This is a genomic window from Archangium gephyra (genome assembly GCF_049060025.1).
GTDB lineage: Bacteria > Myxococcota > Myxococcia > Myxococcales > Myxococcaceae > Archangium > Archangium gephyra_A.
Map to the genome: position 1 here is coordinate 8,886,512 of NZ_JBMEQQ010000002.1, position 20,182 is coordinate 8,906,693.

Sequence of the window (20,182 nt, forward strand, 5' to 3'; positions counted from 1 at the left end):
GGCCAGAGGCCAACTCGTTCTCCCGTCCCCCGTCCGTCGGGTGACGAGTGAAGGCTAGGCGGGCAGCCGAGCGTCTGTCTAGTCGGCTGCCCTGTTTTCCTGGTTGCTACCGTTTAGCGGTTTTTCAAATTTCCAGCAGGAGCCGAGTGGGGTCCTCGATGCAGTCCTTGATGCGGACGAGGAACTGCACGGCCTCGCGCCCGTCGATGAGGCGGTGATCGTAGGAGAGGGCCAGGTACATGATGGGCCGGATGACGACCTGGCCGTTGCGGGCCACCGGGCGCTCCACGATGTTGTGCATCCCCAGGATGCCCGTCTGGGGCGGGTTGATGATGGGGGTGGAGAGCATCGAGCCGAAGATGCCGCCGTTGGTGATGGTGAAGGTGCCACCCTGCAGCTCGGCGAGCGTGAGCTTGTCGTTGCGCGCGCGGGTGCCGTAGTCGCCGACCTTCTTCTCCAGCTCGGCCATGGACTGGGTGTCGGCGTCGCGCACGACGGGGACCACCAGGCCGCGGCTGCCGCTCACCGCCACGCCGATGTCGTAGTAGTGCTTGAAGACGACGTCGTCGCCGTCGATCTCCGCGTTGACCTGGGGGAAGGCCTTGAGGGCCTCGACGGCGGCGCGGATGAAGAAGCTCATGAAGCCGAGCTTCACGCCGTGACGGGCCAGGAACTTCTCCTGGTGCTGCTTGCGCAGGTCCATCACCGCGCCCATGTCCACCTCGTTGAAGGTGGTGAGGATGGCGGCGGTGGACTGGGCCTGCACGAGGCGCTCGGCGACGCGGCGGCGCAGCGGCGTCATCTTCACGCGCTCCTCGCGGTCCGCGCGCGGGCGCGGGCCGGAGGGGGCGGCCGGAGCCGGAGCACGCTGAGCGGGAGCCTCGGCCGGGCGGTTGAGCTGGCCGAGCGCGTCCTCCTTGGTGATGCGGCCGCCGGTGCCGCTGCCCTTGAGCTGGGCCACGTCGAGCTTGTTCTCCTCGACGATCTTCCGGGCGGTGGGCGTCATGCGGACGTCGGCACCGCCGGAAGCGGCGGCGGCCGCGGGAGCCGCGGCGGGAGCGGGAGCGGTGGCCGGAGCGGCGGCCTGGGGAGCGGAGGCGCCAGCGCCGGCCTCGATGGTGCCCAGCACGTCACCCACGCGCACCTTGTCGCCCTCGTTGAAGGCGATGGTGAGGATGGCGCCGGCGGCGGGAGCGGGCACGTCGATGGTGACCTTGTCGGTCTCCAGGACGACGAGGGGCTCATCGGCGGAGACCGCCTCGCCCTTCTTCTTGTTCCACTTTCCGACGACGGCTTCAGTGATGGACTCGCCCAGGGGCGGGACTTTCAGTTCAACGGCCATTCTTGGTTCCTCGGAGGATGGCTTCCTCGACGATGAGCTGCTGCTCCAGGTTGTGCGTCTGGGGGAAGCCGGTGGCGGGGCTGGCGGCTTCCGCGCGCCCGATGTAGCCCACCTTCAGCGGGTTCTGGCCCCGGGCGGAGGCCAGGTCGTGCAGGCGGGGGAACATGAAGTGCCAGCCACCCGAGTTCCGGGGCTCCTCTTGCACCCAGTAGAGCTCGGTGAGCTTCGGCATCTTCGCGACGAGGCCTGCCAGCTCGTCGAAGGGGAAGGGGTAGAGCTGCTCCACGCGCACGATGGCGATGGAGTCGTCCTTGCGCTCGTCCCGGGCCTTGACCAGGTCGTAGTAGACCTTGCCGGAGCACAGGAGCAGGCGCGTGACGCCGGCCGGGTCCACCTTGTCCAGGATGATCTCCTGGAAGGTGCCGGTGGCCAGCTCGTCCAGCTTGCTCGTCGCCTCGGGGCGGCGCAGCAGGCTCTTGGGCGACATGATGACGAGCGGCTTGCGCAGCGGGCGCAGCAACTGGCGGCGCAGCAGGTGGAAGATCTGCGCGGGCGTGGTGGGGTAGGCCACCTGGATGTTGTCCTCGGCGCTCAGGCTCAGGAAGCGCTCCAGACGGGCGCTGGAGTGCTCCGGGCCCTGGCCCTCGTAGCCGTGGGGCAGCAGCAGGGTGAGGCCGCTCAGCCGCCGCCACTTGCTCTCACCGGCCGCGATGAACTGGTCGATGATGATTTGAGCGCCGTTGGCGAAGTCACCGAACTGGGCCTCCCAGATGGTGAGGCCGTCCGGCACGTCCAGGCTGTAGCCGTACTCGAAGCCCAGCACGCCCATCTCCGACAGGGGGCTGTTGAAGACGTCGAAGTGGGCGCGGCCGGTGGGGAACTGCCGCAGGGGGACGAAGTTGGCCCCCGTCTTCACGTCGTGCAGCACGGCGTGGCGGTGGCTGAAGGTGCCGCGCTCGCTGTCCTGGCCGCTCACGCGGATGGAGTAGCCCTCGGAGAGCAGCGTGGCGTAGGCCAGCGACTCGCCCTCGCTCCACTGCAGCTCCTCGCTCTGGAGCATGCCCTGGCGCTTCTTGAGCACCGTGCGCTCCACGTCGCGGTGGACGTTGAAGCCCTCGGGCACCTCGCTCAGCTTCTTCAGCGCCGAGCGCAGCGTCTCCTTGTCCACCGCCGTGATGACCGGCGGGGCGCTCTTGTGCGCGCCGCCCTTGTACGGCTGCCACAGGCCTTCCAGCGCGTTGGGCTCCTTGAACTGGCTCTCCGCGCGGGCGCGGGTGAGCGCCGCGTCGAACTCCTGCATGCAGCGCTGCTTGATGGCCTCGGAGTCCTCCGCGGAGATGCGCGCCTGCTGCGCGAGCTGCTGCGCGTAGAGCGTGCGCACGGTCGGGTGCTTGCGGATGATCTCGTACATCGCCGGCTGGGTGAACGAGGGGTCATCGCCCTCGTTGTGGCCGTAGCGGCGGTAGCAGACGAGGTCGATGACGACGTCGCTCTTGAAGGTCTGCCGGTACTCGGCGACCAGGCGGGCCACGTGGACGCACGCCTCGGGGTCATCCCCGTTCACGTGGAAGACGGGCACGTCCAGCATCTGCGCCAGGGCCGTGGAGTAGATGGAGCTGCGCGAGTCGGACGGGTCGGTGGTGAAGCCCACCTGGTTGTTGATGACGACGTGCAGGGTGCCGCCCGTCTTGTAGCCCTCCAGGCCCGCCATGTTGAGCGTCTCGGCCACCACGCCCTGGCCGATGAAGGCCGCGTCGCCGTGGATGAGCAGCGGCATCACCTTGGTGCGCTCGGTGTCCCCGCTGCGGTCCTGCTTGGCGCGCACGCGGCCCTCCACCACCGGGTCCACCGCTTCCAGGTGGCTGGGGTTGAAGGCCAGCGACAGGTGGATGTTCTTGCCGCCGCGCGTGGCGTGGTCCGAGCTGAAGCCCATGTGGTACTTCACGTCGCCGCGGCCCATGTGCTGCTTGGGATCCTGCGGGCCCTCGAACTCGCTGAAGATCTGATCCGGCTTCTTGCCCAGGATGTTCGTCAGCACGTTGAGGCGGCCGCGGTGGGCCATGCCGATGACGACTTCCTTGAGGCCCAGGTCACCGCCCACCTCGAGCACGGCGTCCAGCATGGGCACCAGGGCCTCGCCGCCATCGAGCGCGAAGCGCTTGGCGCCGATGAACTTGGTGTGCAGGAAGTTCTCGAAGCCCTCGGCGTAGGACAGCCGGGTGAGGATGTGGCGCTGCTCGTCCACCGTGAAGGCCGTGCGGTTCTCGGTGTGCTCCATGCGCCGCATCAGCCAGCGCCGCCGCTCGCTGTCGAGCATCTGCATGAACTCGACGCCGATGGCGCCGGTGTACGTGCGGCGCAGCCGGCCCAGCAGCTCCTTGAGCTTCACCCGCGCCTCGGGGAAGACGTTGAAGCTCTCCACGAGCTGCTCCTGCTCGGTGGCGGTGAAGTGCTTCTGGTCCGCCATGCCCACGTCGGCCACGTGGTCCAGGCTCGGGCGGGGCCGGCCGAGCGGATCCAACTGGGCGCGCAGGTGGCCGCGCAGGCGGAAGGCCGAGATGGCCTGATCCACCCGGGCCTGCAGCTTCATGTCCTGCTCGAAGGCGACCGTGGGGGCCGTCTGCGGGGCCAGCGCCACCGCGGCGGCGGCCTTGTTGCCCTTGCCCTCGCCCTTGCCGTCGCCCTTGCCCTCCTTGCCCGGGACGACGGGGGCAGGTGGTTCGATCAGGGTCTTGTTGAAGATGGGTCGGCCGGCGCCGTCGTTGCGCTCGAACAACTCGCGCCAGCTCGGGTCCACGCTGGACGGATCCTCGAGGTAGCGCGCGTAGAGCCCCTCGATGAAGTCGATGTTTCCGCCGGAGAGGTACGAGTCCTGGAAATTCGCCATGGCGTGCGCTCTTTTACTGGAAGGCCGCCCCGTTGGGGGGTTTTCGGCACGATTTGTTGATCAGCCGCGCCCCGTCTCCCAGTCCGGGCGGGCGGGGCGAGCAGCAGGATTCATGCGCCACGTGAGCGCACCTTTTGATTTCCGCCCCCATCTGGCTCCGTACAGGAGCCGGGGTCTGTGCGCCTCTGCCTTGGACGGAGGCCTCACGCGGCGGGTTGTGGATGTAGCTAACGCGCCGCTTCCGAGGGGAAAAGGGGCTCTGCGCATGCCTCTCTGCCTTGCGCTCAGGCAGGTGGCGGGGTGCCCAAGGGCATTGTGCTTCTAGTTGACTGGAAGTGATGTAAGCGAATGTCGGATGCTTCCAGTTGACTGGAAGTGGGCTGGGCCGCGTGCCCTGGCCCGAGCGTCCGGTGACGGAGGATGTCATGTTACGCTGCCCCACCTGGGAGGTAGCACGCATGTCGCAGGCCGAGGAAGGGGGGACGGAAGAGGCGGGACAGGCCCTCGCGCAACGTCGCCAGCAGCACTTGCTCCGGCGACTCACGAAGGATGGGGCGCAGGAGGAGTTCCTTCCGTTGGAAGGAGAGCGGGTGGGCAACCTCGTCCTGAAGACGAAGGTGGGAGAGGGCAGCTACGGCACGGTGTACCTGGGGGTGCGCGATGACACCGAGTACGCGGTGAAGTTGCTCTACCTGCCTCGCGCGGGGGAGTGGGCGCTGCGGGAACTGGAGGTGCTGCTGCGCCTGCACCATGTGGGCCTCGTGGTGGTGGACAGCCATGGCCACCATGGCGAGCATCCGGGCTTCGGGCCCCTCTTCCTCTACATCGTCACGCCCTATGTGCCTGGACTGCCCCTGGACGAGTACGTGGAGCGTCACAACCCCACGGCCCGGGGGGTTGCGGACGTGGTGCTGTGGCTGGCCGCGCAGTTGGTGGTGGCGCATGCGGTGGGCGTGGTGCACCGCGACATCAAGTGCGACAACGTGGTGGTGAAGGGGGACGGCAGACCGGTGCTGGTGGACTACGGCGTGGGCACCTTTCCCGGGGCACTGAAGGTGACGGGAGCGCTGCTGCCGGGCTCCATCCGCTACCGCGCCCCGGAGGCCTGGTGCTTCCGGCGCGAGCGCCAGCCAGGCGAGGAGTACGTGGCGAGCGCCCGGGACGATTTGTGGGCACTGGGCGTGCTCTTCTACTGGCTGTTGACGGGAGTCTGGCCCTTCGATGGAGCACGGGAGGAGGAGGTGGAGGACGCGGCGCTGAGCGCCCGGCCCGTGCCGCCGCACGAGCGCAATGTGCGCGTACCCCCGGAGCTGTCCGCCGTGTGCATGCGCATGCTGGAGAAGGCGCCCGAGGCGCGCTACCCGGATGCGGAGGCGGTATGTGCGGCGCTGGAGGAGGCGCAGGCGGGGGCGGACGCGGCCTGGGCGGTGCCGCTGTGTGAGGCCTGGAGCCCGGAGAACGCCACCACCCGGATGGAAGAGGTGCTGGATGTGGAGCAGGCGCTGGCGCGTGACCGCCGGGTGCTGGCGCACGAGCGCGCACACCCGGTGCGCGGCAGGCCCGGGAGCCCGCGGGAGGTGGTGCCGGTGTCGGCGCGCAGGGTCCCAAAGGTGAAAGTCGTTCTGCTCGGTGGCGGCTTCATGGCGCTGGCGCTCGCGGCGAACCTCCTTCCGCCTCCTCCCTCGCCACCGCCCCGGTCCCTCTTCATTCAGCGGGGACTGGAAGAAGGACTCGCGCAACTGCTGGTGGCGCTGGATCGCCAGGAAGTGGCGCGTGCGTGGTGCCCGCTCGAAGGTGGAGGAGGCGCGGCGCCCGCGTGGGCGGCTACCCCCGCGCCCGTCGCCTTGGCGGCGCTCCCCGAGGACAGCACGCGCGTGAAGACTTCACGGAAGGACTCCAGCACCCAGCAGAAGAAGCAGCCCGGCCCGGCGCGCAGCGCCGTGGCCAATACCCTGTGCACCGCCGCCGTGGGGGCGCTCGCCGCCGGGTGCCCCGGTGTCCAGGTGCGCGCCACGCCCCCGCCCGAGGCGTGCCCGCCCGGCGCCCTGGAGACCATGCAGCGCCTGGGCATCTCCACCGGGGACGAGGGCGGTACCGACTTCCCTGGCGTGCCTACGGAATACGTCACCGTGCGCGAGGGGCCGGGTGCCCAGCTCGAGCTGGGAGAAGACATGGGCCAGTTGGAGGCGGGCACCGTACTGACGGGGCGCCTGCTCTTCGGCAAGGAGCGCGTATATGGCCGCTTCACCGAGGCCCAGCGTCCGGGTGGGGAAACCTACCGCGTCTGCCTGGAGGTCTGGGGCGACCCGAAGGAAGGGTATAGAGCCGAGCGTGGCATGTTTCGGAGGCCCAATGGTGGGCCGGACACCGCGAAGGTCATCCCCGCCCCAGAGGTCCGCGCGGTGGAGCGCTTCGAGTAGGCGGGCGCGGGCGCGAGCGGCCGGATGAAACAAGGCAGGGGCCAACGTAGGAGGTCCCTGCTAGGGTGCACCACTCCGGAGGTTTCATGCGCCCTTCTCCCGCCGCCCTCGCGTTGCTGCTGCTCCTCGCCAGCACTTCCGCCGCCGCGCAGCCCGCCACCCCGGGCGGTGAAGCGCCGGAAAAGCTCCGCGCCGTGGTGCTGTCCCCGGCGGGCCAGGGGGCGGTGCCCGAGGTGCACATCCGCCCGGACCATCTCACCACGCTGCTCTTCGGTGTGCCCCTGAAGCTGGCCGGGGTGGAGGTGGAGGAGCGCGAGCGCTTCTCCCGGGTGAAGGTGTTGGAGGATGCGCTCCAACTCGTGCCCTCCGGCGCGCTCGGCGCGGGAAAGCGGCTGCGGCTGAAGGTGCGCTTCGTGGAGGGGACGCGGCCCGAGAGCGCGGACTTCCTCCTGGTGGTGGACGCCTCCCGGGCCGAGCCCCAGGTGAACGTGGAGCTGCGGCCGCCCGTGCCGGACGCCTGCTGGACACAGGCCGAGGCCGAGCGCGTCATGGCCCGGCAGTGCCAGGCAGAGCTGGCGCGGGTGCGGCAACGCCCGGACGGAATCACCGGCCTGCTCGCCACCGGGCAGTTGGACGAAACGGGTGTCACCACCCGCGAAGCTTCCGGCTGCGCCGCGACTTCACCCAGCGCCCCGGTGCGCCCCTCACGGTGCGGAAGGCGACGAGCTACCGCGCCCGGGACACGGTGGCGCTGGACATGAAGGTGCGCAACGTGTCCTCGCGGCCCTGGACGGCGGCGGGAGCAGTGCTGGTGGGCGAGGACGGCGTGCGGCGCAAGGTGCTGCGGGTGTGGCCCCTGGCGCCCCTCCCTCCGGGAGCGAAATGGCGGCGCATGGTGGTGGAGGCCGAGGCGCCGGAGGCTGGGGGCCGCTTCACCCTCCTGCTGTGGCAGGACGGCGAGCCCCCGAGTGTTTCGCTGGAAGGGGTGATGTTCCCGTAACGGAGGGCTCCCTTCCTGATACGTCCTCCACCTCTTCCCCTACCCGGTGGATTGACATGGCCGCGTAGGCCCTCCTGTACTCCCGAGCCCCTGGCTTTCACGGCTCACGGTGTGTTGGAGGATGGCATGTCCCCCCCTTTGAAGCCTCACCCCCCGGCCGGCATGCCGCCACGCCGCTGGTGGGTGTTGCTCGTCGTCTTCCTCTTCTCGGGCTGTGCAACGGGCCATCCCCCGGGTGGCGTGCTGACGGGGCGCATGCGCCCCGTGTCGCTCACGCCGCCCCTGGCGCCCCGGGAGGCGCCCGTCTCGGAGCCCGGCCTGGAGGGAGCGGTGGTGTACGAGGTGGCGGTGCTGGAGCCGGGCCGTGGCACCACCCGGCCGGTGCCGGTGGCCCGGGCGGACTTCCAGCGCGCCGTGCAGCGCATCGCCCGCGAGGTGCAACACAACGGCAGGAGCCCGCGCGAGGCCGCGCGCGAGTGGCTGAAGGGCCAGGTGGAGCAGCACCCGGAATGGGAGCAGTTGAGCGGGACATGGGTGGCCGAGGTGTCCAAGGGCGAGGTGCTCTCGCTGGTGCCGGTGGACGAGGACAACCGGCTGGCACCCGAGGCGGACGCGGAGCTGCGCGACAAGTACCTGCTGTGGTGCACCCGGGCCTGGGGCGGAGGCGACTGCCTGCGCCTGTTCGACGACGGGCCCTACCTCCGGACGGACGACCGGCGCACGCTGGCACTCGCCCTGGCGTTCGGCTCGGTGCTGGAGGAGACGAAGGCGGCGCTGGGGCGGGAGCTGAGCCCCCAGGTGCTGATGGCCTCGTGCATGTGGACGCTCGGCACCTATATGGCCCTCTGGCTGGTGCCCGAGCCGACGACGAAGCTGCTGGCCGCCGGGCTGTCCGTCGTGCTGGTGGCGTGGCTGGGCGTGGACACGCTCTGGGGGCTGATGGACGGCTGGGCGAGCATGGCCAGCCGGGCGCACGAGGCTTCCACCTTCGCCGAGCTGCGCGAGGCGGGCGAGGGCTTCGGCCGGGTGCTGGGTACGGACGCGGCGCGGGCGATGATTCTGGCGGTGGGAGCGCTCACCGGGCGCACGCTGGGCGAGGTGGTGGCGCGGGTGCGCTCACTGCCGGGCTACGGCCTGGCGAGTGCGCAGTGGCAGGCGCAGGACGGGGCCGCGGTGCTGGGGCGGTTGGAGGTGATGGCGGCCCAGGAGGGGGCGCTGGCCCGGGCGGTGGTGGCGGTGGAGACGGTGGCGGCCACCCCGCATGGACCCCTGGCGGTGGTGATGCTCAGCCACAACGGCTCGGCGAGCGCGGCCGGCCCGGCGCCTGGGCGCAACTCGGTCATCACCGTCTTGCGTCACCGGGGCGGCAACCTGCAGGTCATTCTCCCCAATGGCCAGCGCTGGCACCTGCCACGTGGCAAGTCCATCCACGATATCCCCCTGAATGACCCGCTCGGCGACGAGATTCAGGCCGCGGCCAATGAGGTGGCGAAGAAATGGAGGCCGAGCGACCTCACCATCAAAGAACAAGCGGCCATAGACGAAGCCCGTAGGGCGGGCAAATACTTTCAGGCCTCCCGGCTGGAGGGACAGGCCCGTGGCCGCTGGGTGGAGAAACAGCTGAAACAGCAGTTTGGTCACCTGAAATGGAACCACGAAGGAGTCGATGTCACAGGCCCGGCGGGGCAGGAGTACCACTATGAGGTGCTCGCCGGGTCAGCGGACAATTTCGGGCGCCACGGCCGTCGGATGTATGGCGTCTTCTTCCGGATGATCTTCTTCTGAAAGAACACAAGGGAGCGTATGAACGTCATCTACGAGGACCGGGAGATAGAAGGCGAGCGGCTGGAGCTGACCGATAACAAAGAGGGCAACTACTATCTCGGTCCGAACCTGACGCTGCGGCGCTGCACGGTGGTGACCCGTGTGAGCGCGGGCTGGTTGCATATCCGGCCCACGCGCTTCATCGACTGCACCATCCAGGTGAAGCAGGAGTTGAATAACCACGATTGGTCGAGCGCGTTCCTGAAAGGATGCCGGTTCACCGGACGCCTGACCGGCTGTGACTTCGGACACCGGCTCCCCCTTCACTGGCCAGGCCGGGAGAACGGCGGCATCGAGGACTGCGACTTCACCGAAGCCCGCCTGAATTACTGCCGCTTCCACGGCTGTGACATGCGCACCATTCGCCTGCCCCTATGGCCCTGCTTCACTCTCCTGGACCCCATCGGGAGAAGCCGGGAGTTGAATAGCGTCAAGTGGCCGGAGCGGTTTGGCGGCGTCATCGTGGAAAACCTCCACACCCAGCCCCCATCCACCGTAGCCGTGACCTTTCACGCCCCGACGATCGCCAAGCGGTACGGGACCACTCCGGAAGAGCTCAAGGCCGTCCTCGAGAAGCTCGACTGCGTCGTCTATTGACGGCTCACCGCCCCGGGTCTCACCTCACGGCCCGCTGGCGGTGGTGCTGCTCGAGAAGGGCCGGGGCGGTGGGGCCTTCCAGAGGCGGCGGCTCGGGATGAGCTGTAAAATATTTTCAGAGTGCACGTGCTTTACAGCCGGGGGCGCCCTGCCTAGCTACTTCCCGGGTCGTTCCCAGTGCGGTGATTCCTCAAGTAGTAGTGCTCGTGCCTCCATCTGACACGACCACCTCCCCGCCGTCTGGGAGGCGTTTCCCGGAGGCAGGAGCGTTGCGACCTATGGATTTCCCCACCCCTCGTGGGCGGCAGACCGCCAGTGGCAAGGAGGCGACCCCCCGCGTCCTTTTTTCACATGAGGGCACCGACTACCTGGAGGTCTGGCGTCTGCCGGACAGCAACAGGCTGGAGGCGGCGGTGAGTTATCTGGCACGCCCGCGCACACCCGAGGGGATCGGCGAGTTGGTGGAGGTGACGGTGCTGCCGCGCGGTGCGTCTCAAATGGCGTCCGTGCGCATCGAGGAGGAGGTGACTCTCACCGCACGGCTCAATCACCCAGCCATTGCACGCGTCCACGGTCTCTACAAGCACGCGGGCGGCGCGTTCCTGGTCGCGGAGCATGTGGAGGGTTGCAGCCTGGAGTCGGTCGGCTCCTTCACCACGTTACGCCAGAAACTGATGTCCCCTGCCTTCGCTGTCTACGTGGCCAGCGAGGTGGCGGGAGCGCTGCATTACGCCCATACGCTGACGGACGAGCAGGGGCGTCCGTTGGGCATTGTCCACCGTGGAGTGGGCGCGGAGTCCATCCGCGTGGGACTGGAGCGTGGCGTGGTGAAGCTGGCCGATTTTGCTTTCGCCTATTCGTTGCTCCCCGAACGCGAGCCCACTCCGGAGAAGCGGATTCGAGGAATCATCGATACAGCCGCGCCGGAGCGCCTCGTGTTGAAAGGCAGTCCCGTGGTGGATTTCCGGGCGGACCTTTTCTCCCTCGGAGTGCTGCTGCTGGAACTGCTGACAGGCCGCATTCTCTACGATCTCGATGCGGTGGAAACGGCGGCCCAGCGGGCACTGCGAGCCCACAGGAGGCGGGCCAGGTGGGTTGCGGAGGTGCCAAGCTGGGTCCCCGTGACGGAGATGGCCATGCGTGCGGCGGCCTTTCATCCCAAGCACGTGGATGAGGTGCTGCGCGAAGCAGGGGGGTCCACGCCCGTGGGCGATGTTGTCCGCAAGCTGCTTCGACACGCCCCGGCGGAGCGGTACGCGACGGCGGCGCAAGTACGAGCCGACCTCCAGGCGTGCATGAAAGCCCTGGGAGCGGTGCCCTATGGCGCAGAGGAGGCCGCGCGGGAAGCTCCGTCAAGCCCGGGCCGAGGCCGAGGTGTCTCCCTTGAGAGAGGAACTGGGGCTGTTCGAGATGGGCGTCTTCGCGGACGACGTGCCCCGGTGTTCTGACGACGTGCCGCCCGTGCTGGCGTGAGGGGACTGTGCGCGCGGGGCCATGCTTGGGAAGGAGGGGGGAACACGGCCCCTTCGCGGACGGTGTTCCCCCCCGTGAGCGCTCAGTTCGCCGCGAGCGTGGGCTCGGCCTCCAAGCCCTCCCGGACGGCGGCGAGGAACCGCTCCAACTCCACCATGGGCACGTTCTGCATGTTGAGGAGCGTCTTGCCGCCCTCGTTCCTCGAACTGAGGCTGACGTTGGCGATACCGGTGAAATGCCGCCGGACGCTGGCCTCGATGAACAGCAGACGCGCGGCATCAGGAGTGGGGACGCTCGGCCGCGGGGGCGAACGCTTGGCGCGTGTGGCCCTCTCCACGTCATCCACGGTGCAGTCGGCGAAGCGCACCTTCAGCAGGGTTCCGTCCTCCTGCGGCACGTCGATGAGCAACGGGCCGGGATCGGCTGGCACCTCCGTGCCCGTCACCTCCGCGTAGGTGAGCAGGGCCCGCAGGTTGAACATGCCGTACTGGGTGGCTGCTGCCTCCGGGAAGTTCCGGGCGACGGTGCCGTACGCGCTCAGCGTCGCCTGGGACAGTGCCTTCACCCGCTTGACGAAGAAGTCCCTGGCGTTCTTGTACCCGCCCAGCTCCGCCAGCCGCTTGTCCACCACCTGGTTGTAGAACACTCCGATCTGGTGCTGGCTGGTGTTGCCCTGCTTGACCAGGTTGTTGATGTTGTCGGCGATCTGGTCGAGCGTCAGGTCGGAACTGGTGACGGACTTCGGTGCAGTCGACGGTGATGCGATCATGTGACTCTTCCCCCGTTGGAGTGGAACTGCTCTGTACAGCGGCTCCAGGCATGGCACGCGGCGGGCCAGGGCCGGGGAGACGTCATTTCGGGGGGTTATGCTGCGCGTGTGCCTCAAGAGCGTCCACGCTCCGGCTGGTGCGTCCGTCATCCGGGATTGTGCTGGGCCCTTCTGAGTGCTTCGCTTCCAGTCGACTGGAAGGGGTTGATGTGGGAGAAGGACCCACGTTGCTTCCAGTCAACTAGAAGTTGAAGACCCGGGAGGGGGGCTGAGCTGTTCGGGTCCACTGGAGGTGGGTGAACGTGGTGCGAGGTGACGGGTGAGCGAGTCGAAGAAGAGGGGACGCGAGGCACCAGAGGCCCAGGTGGGGGCCGCCCTGCGCGCCCATGCGGAGCCCTCGGGGCATGTTTCGGGGAGCGAGGAGGAACTCCGCGATGTGACCCTGATCCGCTTGAATCAGGACGGGCGCTTTCGGGGCACTCCGATCTTCGAAAACTCGGACGGTGGGTTCTCCTTCTCCGTGACGCTCAGGCCGCAGTGACGGTGGGGCCCATCTTCCGTGCTGTCCCAGGCGGCCGGGAGTGGTAAACCCCGTCGTCCCACATCACCTAACTTACCGGAAAGGCCTGTGCATGCTGCTGCAGGGCAAGAAGCTCCTCATCACCGGAGTGCTCACCCCCCAGTCGCTCGCCTACGGCATCGCCGAGCACGCGCTGGAGCAGGGGGCGGACATCGTCCTCACCGGTTTCGGCCGGGCGCGCTCGCTCACGGAGCGCAGCGCGAAGCGCCTCAAGGCGGGGACCGAGGTGCTGGAACTGGACGTGAGCAACCCCGCCCACTTCCCCGCGCTCACCGAGGCGCTGCGCCAGCGCTGGGGCCGGGTGGACGGCGTGCTGCACTCCATCGCCTATGCCCCCGAGGACGCGCTGGGCGGCAACTTCCTCAACACCCCCTGGGAGAGCGTCCAGACGGCGTTCCGCGTCTCCACCTTCTCCCTCAAGGAGTTGGCCGTGGCGGCCATGCCGCTGATGCCCCGGGGCGGCTCCATCGTCACCCTGGACTTCGACAACCGGGTCGCCTGGCCCATCTATGACTGGATGGGCGTCTGCAAGGCCGCCTTGGAGGCCACCGTGCGCTACCTCGCCCGGGACCTGGGCCCCAAGGGCATCCGGGTCAACGCCCTGGCCGCCGGCCCGCTGGCCACCGTGGCCGCCAAGGGCATTCCTGGTTTCAAGTCCCTGGAGAAGGGCTGGGGCGCTCAGGCTCCCCTGGGGTGGGATGCCCGCAACAGCCACGACATGGTGGCCCGGACCGCCTGCGCCCTCCTCTCGGACTGGCTTCCTTCCACCACGGGCGAAATGGTGCACGTGGACGGTGGTTATCACGCCATCGGGGCGCCCCCGGTGGATACAACAGAGGAGGGCAAGCAGGGGGGCGGCGAGAGTGGTTCTCCCCCCTCGGCTGGCTGATCGCTTCACGGGGGGACGGGCTCGCTCGTCCCTCTAGAGTCCGAGATTCTCTCGCCCCCGCTTTTGCTGGACGGCGAGGACACGATACAGTCTGACCGTTTCCTTCAGCCGGTTCCCGATCTCCGGGCCTGGCAGGAGCCTGGGTTTGAGCGCCAACATCCTACTCGTGGATGACAGCCCGACCGTTCGCAACATCCTCAAGATCTATCTCATGAACCTGAAGATGGGGTTCGTCGAGGCAGAGGATGCGACGCGGGCATTGCAGCTACTCCGGCTGGTGCCGGTGAAGCTGGTCATCGCGGACATCAACATGCCTGGCATGGACGGCATCACCTTCGTCAAGCAGGTGCGCCAGAGCCCATTGGCTCAGGTGCGCGACGTTCCGGTCATCCTGCTGACGGGTGAGCGGGGCGGCGACCTGCGGCAGCGGGGCGTCGAAGCCGGTGCCAATGCCTTCATCAACAAGCCAGTTTCTCACCACGATCTGACAGAGACCGTGCGCAAGTTCCTGGCGCAGAATTGAGAGCCGAGCCGTGAGCCTTCCGTCCCTGCTCCTCGTCGATGACAGTGATGCCATCCTCGCGCTCGAGCGCGCGATTCTCTCCGGCCATTACGCGCTGAATACGGCGAGCAATGGAAAGGAGGCGCTCGAGAAGGTGGCGCGCGTGCAGCCCGCCGCCATCTTGCTGGACCTCTCCATGCCGGAGATGGACGGCGACGAGGTGCTCAAGCGGCTCAAGGCGGATCCCGCCACCGAGCCCATCCCCGTCATCATCATCTCCTCGGAGGTGGCGCGGGCCGAGGCCTGCCTGTCGCTGGGCGCGGAGCTGTTCCTGGCCAAGCCCTTCCGCGCGGATGAGCTGCTGAGCGCGGTGGAGAACGCACTGGCCAACGCGCGGCGCCGGGCCCGGCATGGCTCGCTGGCCCTGCTGCGGCTGACGGTGGGAGGCCTGGAGTTCGCCATCCCCCTGGACTGCGTGCGTCAGGTCATCCTCCAGCCCGCCACGCGGCCGTTGCCGATGGGGCCGGGCTACATCTCCGAGTTCTTCGAGCTTCGGGGCCAGCCGGTGTGCGTGCTGGACCTGGCGCGCCGGTTGGAAGTGGCGCACCGCGAGGTCGTCGAGGAGCGCAAGCTGGTCATCCTGGAGATCGACAGCGTGCTGCTGGCGCTGAGCGTGGACACGGTGCAGGACCCCGAGGAGTACCAGGCCTCGGACATCGATCGGCGCGACCGCGTGGGCGGCGCCGATCACGGCCAGTTGCGTGACACGCTGATGGGCATGCTGAGGGCCGGTGAGCGCCCGGTGCCCATCTTCGATCCGAAGGCCTTTGCCACCCAGGAGTTGTTGCGCGAGGCCGTGGGAGTGTTGCGGCCGGCGGGGGTGGAGCGCAGCGCATGAGTTCGGGGGTGGAGCCTCAGCAGGTTCTCGCGCGGGCGCGTGAGGTCGTCTCGTCGTGCACGGGCTTCCGTGACACGGCCATCTCGCCCTCGGCGGTGGATCGTGTCGTACGCGCGGAGCTGGCGCGGGGCCGCTCTCCGTCGGAGCTGCTGGCGGAGTTGCAGCGTCCCGGTGCGCCGCTGGCGCGGGCGCTGCTGGATGCCGTGCTGGTGGGGGAGACGTACTTCTTCCGCCACCCGGAGCAGTTCCGCTTCCTGGCCTATGAGGCGGTGCCCGCCGCGCTGGCCCGGGGCAACCTCACCCTTCGCGGGTGGAGCGCCGGGTGCGCCTCGGGCGAGGAGACGTACTCCATCGCCGCGTGCCTGTTGAACATGGCGCCTCCGGGCGTGCGCGTGGAGGTGCTCGGCACCGACCTGCACGAGGGCCGGCTGGAAGCGGCTCGCCGGGGCACGTACGGCAACTGGTCCCGCCGCGAGGCCGGGCCGCTGCTCCATCCCCTCTACCAGGAGATCGGTGAGGGCCGGGTGAGCATCCTCGACTCCGTGCGCGCCGTGGTCCGCTTCGCCCAGGGCAACCTGCTGGAGCCGCTGCAGGAGATGCACGGCAGCTTCGATGTCATCTTCTGCCGCAACGTGCTGACGTACTTCTCCCCGGACGCGGTGCAGGTGGCGCTGGGCCATCTGGCGCGGGCGCTCGTCCCGGGTGGCTTCCTGCTGCTGGGCACCGTGGAGGTGGATCATCCGCCCGCGGGGCTGGTGCGCGTGGGCGCTCCGGAGTTGCAGGCCTTCCGCCGGCCGCTGCCCCGGGAGCTGGCGCCGGCACCGACGCCCAGGCCCCTTGCCGTGGCCCCCGAGCCCTACAGGGCCGCCCTCCGCGTCCCGGCGCCGCCGCCTCCTCGCGCGCCCTCCGCCGTGGAACTGCACACCGAGGCGCTCCAGCGCATCGAGAGCGGTGACGAGACCGGCGCCGCGACCCTTCTGGAGAAACTGTTGCAACAGTTCCGTGACTACCTTCCCGGCATGCTGGAGCTGGCCCTGCTGCGCGAGCGCGCCGGGGCCCGCGAGGCTGCCTTCGCCCTCATGCACACCGTGCGCGACAATGCTGCCCGGCTTCCGCCGGATCTGACCATCGAGGGGCCCGAGCCCCTCCCGGCCCGCTTCTACAGGGCGTCCGCTGACGCCTTCCTCACGCTGGGAGCCATCGAATGACATCCACGAACCGAGGCCCCGAGGACGTCCAGGATCAGGAGATCCGTTCCATCCTGGAGGAGCGTGCGACGCGGCTGCGCGGGCGCTCCGACGGCTCCGCCGACGAGACCCTGCTCATGGTGGCCGAGTTCCCCCTGGGCGAGGAGCGCTACGCCATTCCCCTGGAGTCGCTGCGCGCGGCGCTGCCGCTGCGCCTGGTGACGCCGGTGCCCCTGTCCCAGCCGCACGTCATCGGCGTGCTGCGCTACCAGGGCTCGGTGCTCGCCGCGCTCAGCCTCGCCGCGATGCTGGGCGGCCATGGTTGGCGGCAGGACCCCGCCGTGCTGCTCGTGGTGGAGCGCGGTGACGGCGAGCTGTGCGCCCTGGACTGTGAGGCCATTCCGCGCCCGCTCAGCCTGCCCACCGCGGCGGTGGAGGCGGCCCGTACGCACTCCGAAGGCCCCGTGACCGAGATCCTCTTGAGCAACAACCGGCAGATCATCCACCTCATCGACCTGCCGCGCCTCTTCGCGCGGGGCGCCGGCACCGTGGGGGCTCGCCATGGCGGTTGATCCCATGCTGCAGAGCCTGGTGGCGGGTTTCTCCACCGAGGCGCAGGAAGTCTGTCAGAAGGTCACCCTGGACCTGCTCGACCTGGAGCGGGAGGGCATCGACAACGAGGCGCTGGCCAAGGTGTACACGCGCCTGGCGCGGCACCTGCACACCCTCAAGGGCAGTGCCGCCAGCCTCGGACTGCAGGACCTGAGCGCCATCGCGCACAAGCTGGAGGATGCCCTCGCGCCGCTGCGCAAGGACATCAAGCCCATGCCGCGGCCGATGGTGGACATGCTGCTGCACGGGCTGGACTTGTTCCTGCTGCGTGCGCAGGCCCACGCGGAAGGCCGCGGCGAGGCGCTGCCGGATCCGACGGCCGCCCTGGCGCAGCTCGTGGCGGACGCACCGCCCCCCGAGGAGGCCGCGGAGGGGATGGTCATGGACGCCGATTCGGCCCATGCGCCCGCCGTCTCCGCTCCCATGCAGGCCGCTCCGTCCCAGGCGCCCGCGTCCATGACGGTGGACGACGAAGCGACGGTGGACGCCGGCTGGCGCGTGGCCGCGCACCAGGTGACGGCGCTGATGCGCGAGGTGGAGCGCCTGCGTGAGTTCCGCATGCGCCTGGAGGACCGTCTGCGCGACATCTCCAAGGCGGTGGAGCTGCTGACGGCGCGCGAGCTGCTGGCGCCCACGGCCCGCGCCCGCGCGATGCTCTCGTCCGTGACGGCCGGTGTGCGCTCGGACGGCCACGAGGCCTCCGACATCGTGGACAGCCTGGAGGAGGGACTCAAGTCCATCACCACGCGTCCGGTGCGCACCATCCTCGAGCCCCTGCAGCGCATGGTGCGCGACCTGTCGCGCCAGTTGGGCAAGCAGGCCCGGCTCTCGGTGGTGGGCGCCGAGGTGTCGCTGGACCGCCGGCTGCTCGAGAAGCTCAAGGGCGCCATGGTGCACCTGCTGCGCAACGCGGTGGACCACGGCATCGAAATGCCGGACGAGCGCGAGCGCGCCGGCAAGCACCACGAGGGCGCCCTCACCCTGCGCGTGGAGCAGCAGGGCAACATCCTCGTGCTGGAGCTGAGCGACGACGGGCGCGGCATCGACGTGCACCACGTGCGCGCGTCGGCCGAGCGCAAGGGGCTCATCTCCGCCGAGGAGGGCGCGCGGATGCACGAGGCGCAGGTGCGCGACCTCATCTTCCGCCCCGGCTTCAGCACCCGCACGGACGTCACCGACACCTCGGGCCGCGGCGTGGGCCTGGACGCGGTGCGCTCCGCGGTGGAGGGCATGCAGGGCCGCATCGAGGTGGTGAGCACCAAGGGCTCGGGCACGCGCTTCATGCTCACCCTGCCCATGGAAGCTCGGCAGCTCGCCGGTGCTCACGGTGCGCACCATCGACTCGCAGGTGGGTCTGCCCATGCTGGCGGTGGAGTCCACCCAGCTCGCCAGCCCGGAGAACCTGCGCATCGGCCGCATGAAGACGCAGCTCGACTACAACGGCCAGCTCGTGCCGGTGGTGGACCTGGGCGCGCGCATGGGTCTGCGCGCCTCGGCGCCTCCGTCCGAGGGCCAGCCGCTCATCATCGTCCAGAGCGGCGGCAAGCGCATGGCGCTCGCGGTGGACGCGGTGGTGGGGGACAGGGATCTCGTCATCCGCCCGCTGCCCGCCGAGGTGCGCGATGTGCCCGCCTACCAGGGCGCGGCCATCCTCAGCCGCGGCGAGCTGTTGCTCATCCTCCGCCCCGGCTGGGTGGTGACGGAGTCCGCCCCGCAGTCGGTGTCCATGCCGACGAGCCGCCGGGCCCTCGTGGTGGACGACTCGCTCACCGCTCGCGCCCTGCACCGGGCCATGCTGGAGGCCGGTGGTTTCACCGTGCACCTGGCCTCCAGTGGCGCCCGCGCCCTGGAGCGGCTGCAGACGGAGACCTACGACGTGATCATTTGCGACCTCGAAATGGAGGAGATGAACGGGACCGAGCTGATCGCGAAACTGCGGACGCAGCCGGACACCAAGGAGGTTCCCGTCATCCTCGTCTCCGCCAACGACAGCGCGGGCGCTCGTTCGCGCGGGCTGTCGGCGGGCGCGGACGGCTACCTCAGCAAGCGTGAGTGCGCCGCGGGCCGCCTGTTGACCGAGGTGTTGGACGTGATGAGCCGGAGAGGTGCACGCGCATGAGCAGTGGCAAGGAGCCCATTCGCGTCCTGGTGGTGGACGACTCACCCACGATGGCGGACGCCGTCAGCGCGCTGCTGACGGACGATCCGCGCATCGAGGTGGTGGGACGGGCCAATACGGGAAGCCGGGCGGTGACGCTGGCGCGGTTGCTGCGCCCGGACGTCATCACCATGGATTTGTTGATGCCGGACCTGGATGGACCGGCGGCCATCGCGGCCATCATGGCCGAGGCGCCGGCGCGCATCCTGGTGGTGAGCGCCGTGGCGGATCAACGCAACCTGGACGTGTGCTTCCAGGCGATGAGCGCGGGTGCGCTGGAGCTCATCGGCAAGCCGACCGTCACCAGTGGCGAGGAGCTGCGCCGCTGGGGCCGGCAGCTCGCCGAGTCGGTGTGCCTGATGGCGGAGGTGCCGGTCATCTCCCGGCGCGTGCGCATGGCCTCCCCGCCGCCGCCCGTCACCGGGGCGCGCGTGGACATCTTCGGCCTGGCGGCCTCCACCGGCGGGCCTCCCGCGCTGTCGGAGGTGCTCTCGCGCCTGCCGGCGGACATGCCCGTGCCCATCGTCATCGCCCAGCACATCACCGAGGGCTTCACCCCCGGCATGGTGCGCTGGCTCTCCCAGGTGACGTCCCTCAAGGTCGTCATCGGCAAGGAGGGCGAGCGCCTGGAGCCGGGCCGGGTGTACTTCCCGCTCGACGGGCATGACCTGACGGTGGAAGGCAACGGGGTGGTGCGGCTGACGCGCACGCGCGGCGGACCGTGCCCCTCGGGAGACCTGCTGCTGTCCTCGCTGGCGCGCACCTATGGCAGCCGCGCCGGCGGTGGCGTCCTCACCGGCATGGGGGAGGACGGCGCCCGCGGCCTGCTGGACATCAAGAAGGCCGGCGGCGTCACCTTCGCCCAGGACGAGGCCTCCTCCGTCGTCTTCGGAATGCCCCGGGTGGCCATCGAGCTGAGGGCCACGGACCGGGGCGTGCCTCTGTCCGCCATTCCCGACATCATCCGCATGAGCTGCCGCCGCGGCCCCATGCCCAACAGCCGCCCTCCAGGTCCGGAAGGTATCGCTTGAGCCCCTTTTTCTT

15 protein-coding genes and 1 pseudogene are annotated in these 20,182 nt (G+C 69.3%); 13 read left to right on the top strand and 3 right to left on the bottom strand.

Features of this window, described 5'->3' with window-relative positions:
- Positions 1 to 124: 124 nt before the first annotated feature.
- Together odhB and ACN28I_RS38885 are read right to left on the bottom strand one after the other, a co-directional pair.
- A complete protein-coding gene (gene odhB / locus ACN28I_RS38880; RefSeq protein WP_420946940.1) occupies positions 125 to 1,342 on the bottom strand; it encodes a 2-oxoglutarate dehydrogenase complex dihydrolipoyllysine-residue succinyltransferase in 1,218 nt (405 codons plus the stop codon).
- Positions 1,332 to 4,229, bottom strand: a complete 2,898-nt coding sequence (locus ACN28I_RS38885; protein ID WP_420946941.1) for a 2-oxoglutarate dehydrogenase E1 component — start codon at positions 4,227 to 4,229, stop codon at positions 1,332 to 1,334. Before ACN28I_RS38885 ends, odhB begins: the two co-directional genes overlap by 11 nt.
- Positions 4,230 to 4,687: 458 nt before the next feature.
- Between ACN28I_RS38885 and ACN28I_RS38890 the strand changes: the two genes are divergently transcribed.
- From ACN28I_RS38890 to ACN28I_RS38915, 6 genes are all read left to right on the top strand, one after another.
- The gene (locus ACN28I_RS38890; protein WP_420946942.1) at positions 4,688 to 6,649 is read left to right on the top strand and encodes a serine/threonine protein kinase; all 1,962 of its coding nucleotides are present in this window, start codon (positions 4,688 to 4,690) and stop codon (positions 6,647 to 6,649) included.
- Positions 6,650 to 6,735: 86 nt separating this feature from the next.
- On the top strand, positions 6,736 to 7,410 hold the full coding sequence (locus ACN28I_RS38895; protein WP_420946943.1) for a DUF2381 family protein: 675 nt from the start codon (positions 6,736 to 6,738) through the stop codon (positions 7,408 to 7,410).
- Positions 7,359 to 7,649 (top strand): DUF2381 family protein, encoded by a 291-nt coding sequence (locus ACN28I_RS38900; protein WP_420946944.1) that lies wholly within the window; start codon positions 7,359 to 7,361, stop codon positions 7,647 to 7,649. The genes ACN28I_RS38895 and ACN28I_RS38900 overlap by 52 nt, the downstream gene beginning before the upstream one ends.
- Positions 7,650 to 7,775: 126 nt before the next feature.
- Positions 7,776 to 9,434: a hypothetical protein gene (locus ACN28I_RS38905; protein ID WP_420946945.1), complete on the top strand. Its 1,659-nt coding sequence runs from the start codon at positions 7,776 to 7,778 to the stop codon at positions 9,432 to 9,434.
- A gap of 18 nt (positions 9,435 to 9,452) precedes the next feature.
- On the top strand, positions 9,453 to 10,070 hold the full coding sequence (locus ACN28I_RS38910) for a pentapeptide repeat-containing protein (protein ID WP_420946946.1): 618 nt from the start codon (positions 9,453 to 9,455) through the stop codon (positions 10,068 to 10,070).
- Between the two features lie 278 nt (positions 10,071 to 10,348).
- The gene (locus ACN28I_RS38915) at positions 10,349 to 11,518 is read left to right on the top strand and encodes a protein kinase domain-containing protein (protein ID WP_420946947.1); all 1,170 of its coding nucleotides are present in this window, start codon (positions 10,349 to 10,351) and stop codon (positions 11,516 to 11,518) included.
- A 107-nt stretch (positions 11,519 to 11,625) separates the two neighbouring features.
- Here ACN28I_RS38915 and ACN28I_RS38920 read toward each other — a convergent pair whose 3' ends face one another.
- The gene (locus ACN28I_RS38920) at positions 11,626 to 12,312 is read right to left on the bottom strand and encodes a hypothetical protein (protein ID WP_420946948.1); all 687 of its coding nucleotides are present in this window, start codon (positions 12,310 to 12,312) and stop codon (positions 11,626 to 11,628) included.
- A 632-nt stretch (positions 12,313 to 12,944) separates the two neighbouring features.
- Here ACN28I_RS38920 and fabI point away from each other — a divergent pair.
- From fabI to ACN28I_RS38955, 7 genes and pseudogenes are all read left to right on the top strand, one after another.
- Entirely contained in the window at positions 12,945 to 13,781 is an 837-nt protein-coding gene (gene fabI / locus ACN28I_RS38925) for an enoyl-ACP reductase FabI (protein ID WP_420946949.1), read from the top strand.
- Between the two features lie 145 nt (positions 13,782 to 13,926).
- On the top strand, positions 13,927 to 14,304 hold the full coding sequence (locus ACN28I_RS38930; protein WP_043405934.1) for a response regulator: 378 nt from the start codon (positions 13,927 to 13,929) through the stop codon (positions 14,302 to 14,304).
- Positions 14,305 to 14,314: 10 nt separating this feature from the next.
- Positions 14,315 to 15,181 carry a response regulator gene (locus ACN28I_RS38935; RefSeq protein ID WP_420946950.1) on the top strand — a complete coding sequence of 289 codons (867 nt, stop codon included), beginning with the start codon at positions 14,315 to 14,317 and terminating at the stop codon, positions 15,179 to 15,181.
- Complete coding sequence (locus ACN28I_RS38940) at positions 15,178 to 16,389, top strand: CheR family methyltransferase (RefSeq protein ID WP_420946951.1); 1,212 nt, start codon at positions 15,178 to 15,180, stop codon at positions 16,387 to 16,389. Before ACN28I_RS38935 ends, ACN28I_RS38940 begins: the two co-directional genes overlap by 4 nt.
- Entirely contained in the window at positions 16,386 to 16,940 is a 555-nt protein-coding gene (locus tag ACN28I_RS38945) for a chemotaxis protein CheW (protein WP_420946952.1), read from the top strand. Before ACN28I_RS38940 ends, ACN28I_RS38945 begins: the two co-directional genes overlap by 4 nt.
- Positions 16,930 to 19,099 (top strand): annotated as a pseudogene (locus tag ACN28I_RS38950) (hybrid sensor histidine kinase/response regulator). The gene ACN28I_RS38945 and the pseudogene ACN28I_RS38950 overlap by 11 nt, the downstream one beginning before the upstream one ends.
- Positions 19,096 to 20,169 carry a chemotaxis protein CheB gene (locus tag ACN28I_RS38955; RefSeq protein ID WP_420946953.1) on the top strand — a complete coding sequence of 358 codons (1,074 nt, stop codon included), beginning with the start codon at positions 19,096 to 19,098 and terminating at the stop codon, positions 20,167 to 20,169. The pseudogene ACN28I_RS38950 and the gene ACN28I_RS38955 overlap by 4 nt, the downstream one beginning before the upstream one ends.
- Positions 20,170 to 20,182 lie beyond the last annotated feature (13 nt).

Bases quoted from the DNA above. Each gene is read 5' to 3' on its own strand.
- odhB (WP_420946940.1), bottom strand. From the start codon at position 1,342: ATGGCCGTTGAACTGAAAGTCCCGCCCCTGGGCGAGTCCATCACTGAA.
- ACN28I_RS38885 (WP_420946941.1), bottom strand. From the start codon at position 4,229: ATGGCGAATTTCCAGGACTCGTACCTCTCCGGCGGAAACATCGACTTC.
- ACN28I_RS38890 (WP_420946942.1), top strand. From the start codon at position 4,688: ATGTCGCAGGCCGAGGAAGGGGGGACGGAAGAGGCGGGACAGGCCCTC.
- ACN28I_RS38895 (WP_420946943.1), top strand. From the start codon at position 6,736: ATGCGCCCTTCTCCCGCCGCCCTCGCGTTGCTGCTGCTCCTCGCCAGC.
- ACN28I_RS38905 (WP_420946945.1), top strand. From the start codon at position 7,776: ATGTCCCCCCCTTTGAAGCCTCACCCCCCGGCCGGCATGCCGCCACGC.
- ACN28I_RS38910 (WP_420946946.1), top strand. From the start codon at position 9,453: ATGAACGTCATCTACGAGGACCGGGAGATAGAAGGCGAGCGGCTGGAG.
- ACN28I_RS38915 (WP_420946947.1), top strand. From the start codon at position 10,349: ATGGATTTCCCCACCCCTCGTGGGCGGCAGACCGCCAGTGGCAAGGAG.
- ACN28I_RS38920 (WP_420946948.1), bottom strand. From the start codon at position 12,312: ATGATCGCATCACCGTCGACTGCACCGAAGTCCGTCACCAGTTCCGAC.
- fabI (WP_420946949.1), top strand. From the start codon at position 12,945: ATGCTGCTGCAGGGCAAGAAGCTCCTCATCACCGGAGTGCTCACCCCC.
- ACN28I_RS38940 (WP_420946951.1), top strand. From the start codon at position 15,178: ATGAGTTCGGGGGTGGAGCCTCAGCAGGTTCTCGCGCGGGCGCGTGAG.
- ACN28I_RS38945 (WP_420946952.1), top strand. From the start codon at position 16,386: ATGACATCCACGAACCGAGGCCCCGAGGACGTCCAGGATCAGGAGATC.
- ACN28I_RS38955 (WP_420946953.1), top strand. From the start codon at position 19,096: ATGAGCAGTGGCAAGGAGCCCATTCGCGTCCTGGTGGTGGACGACTCA.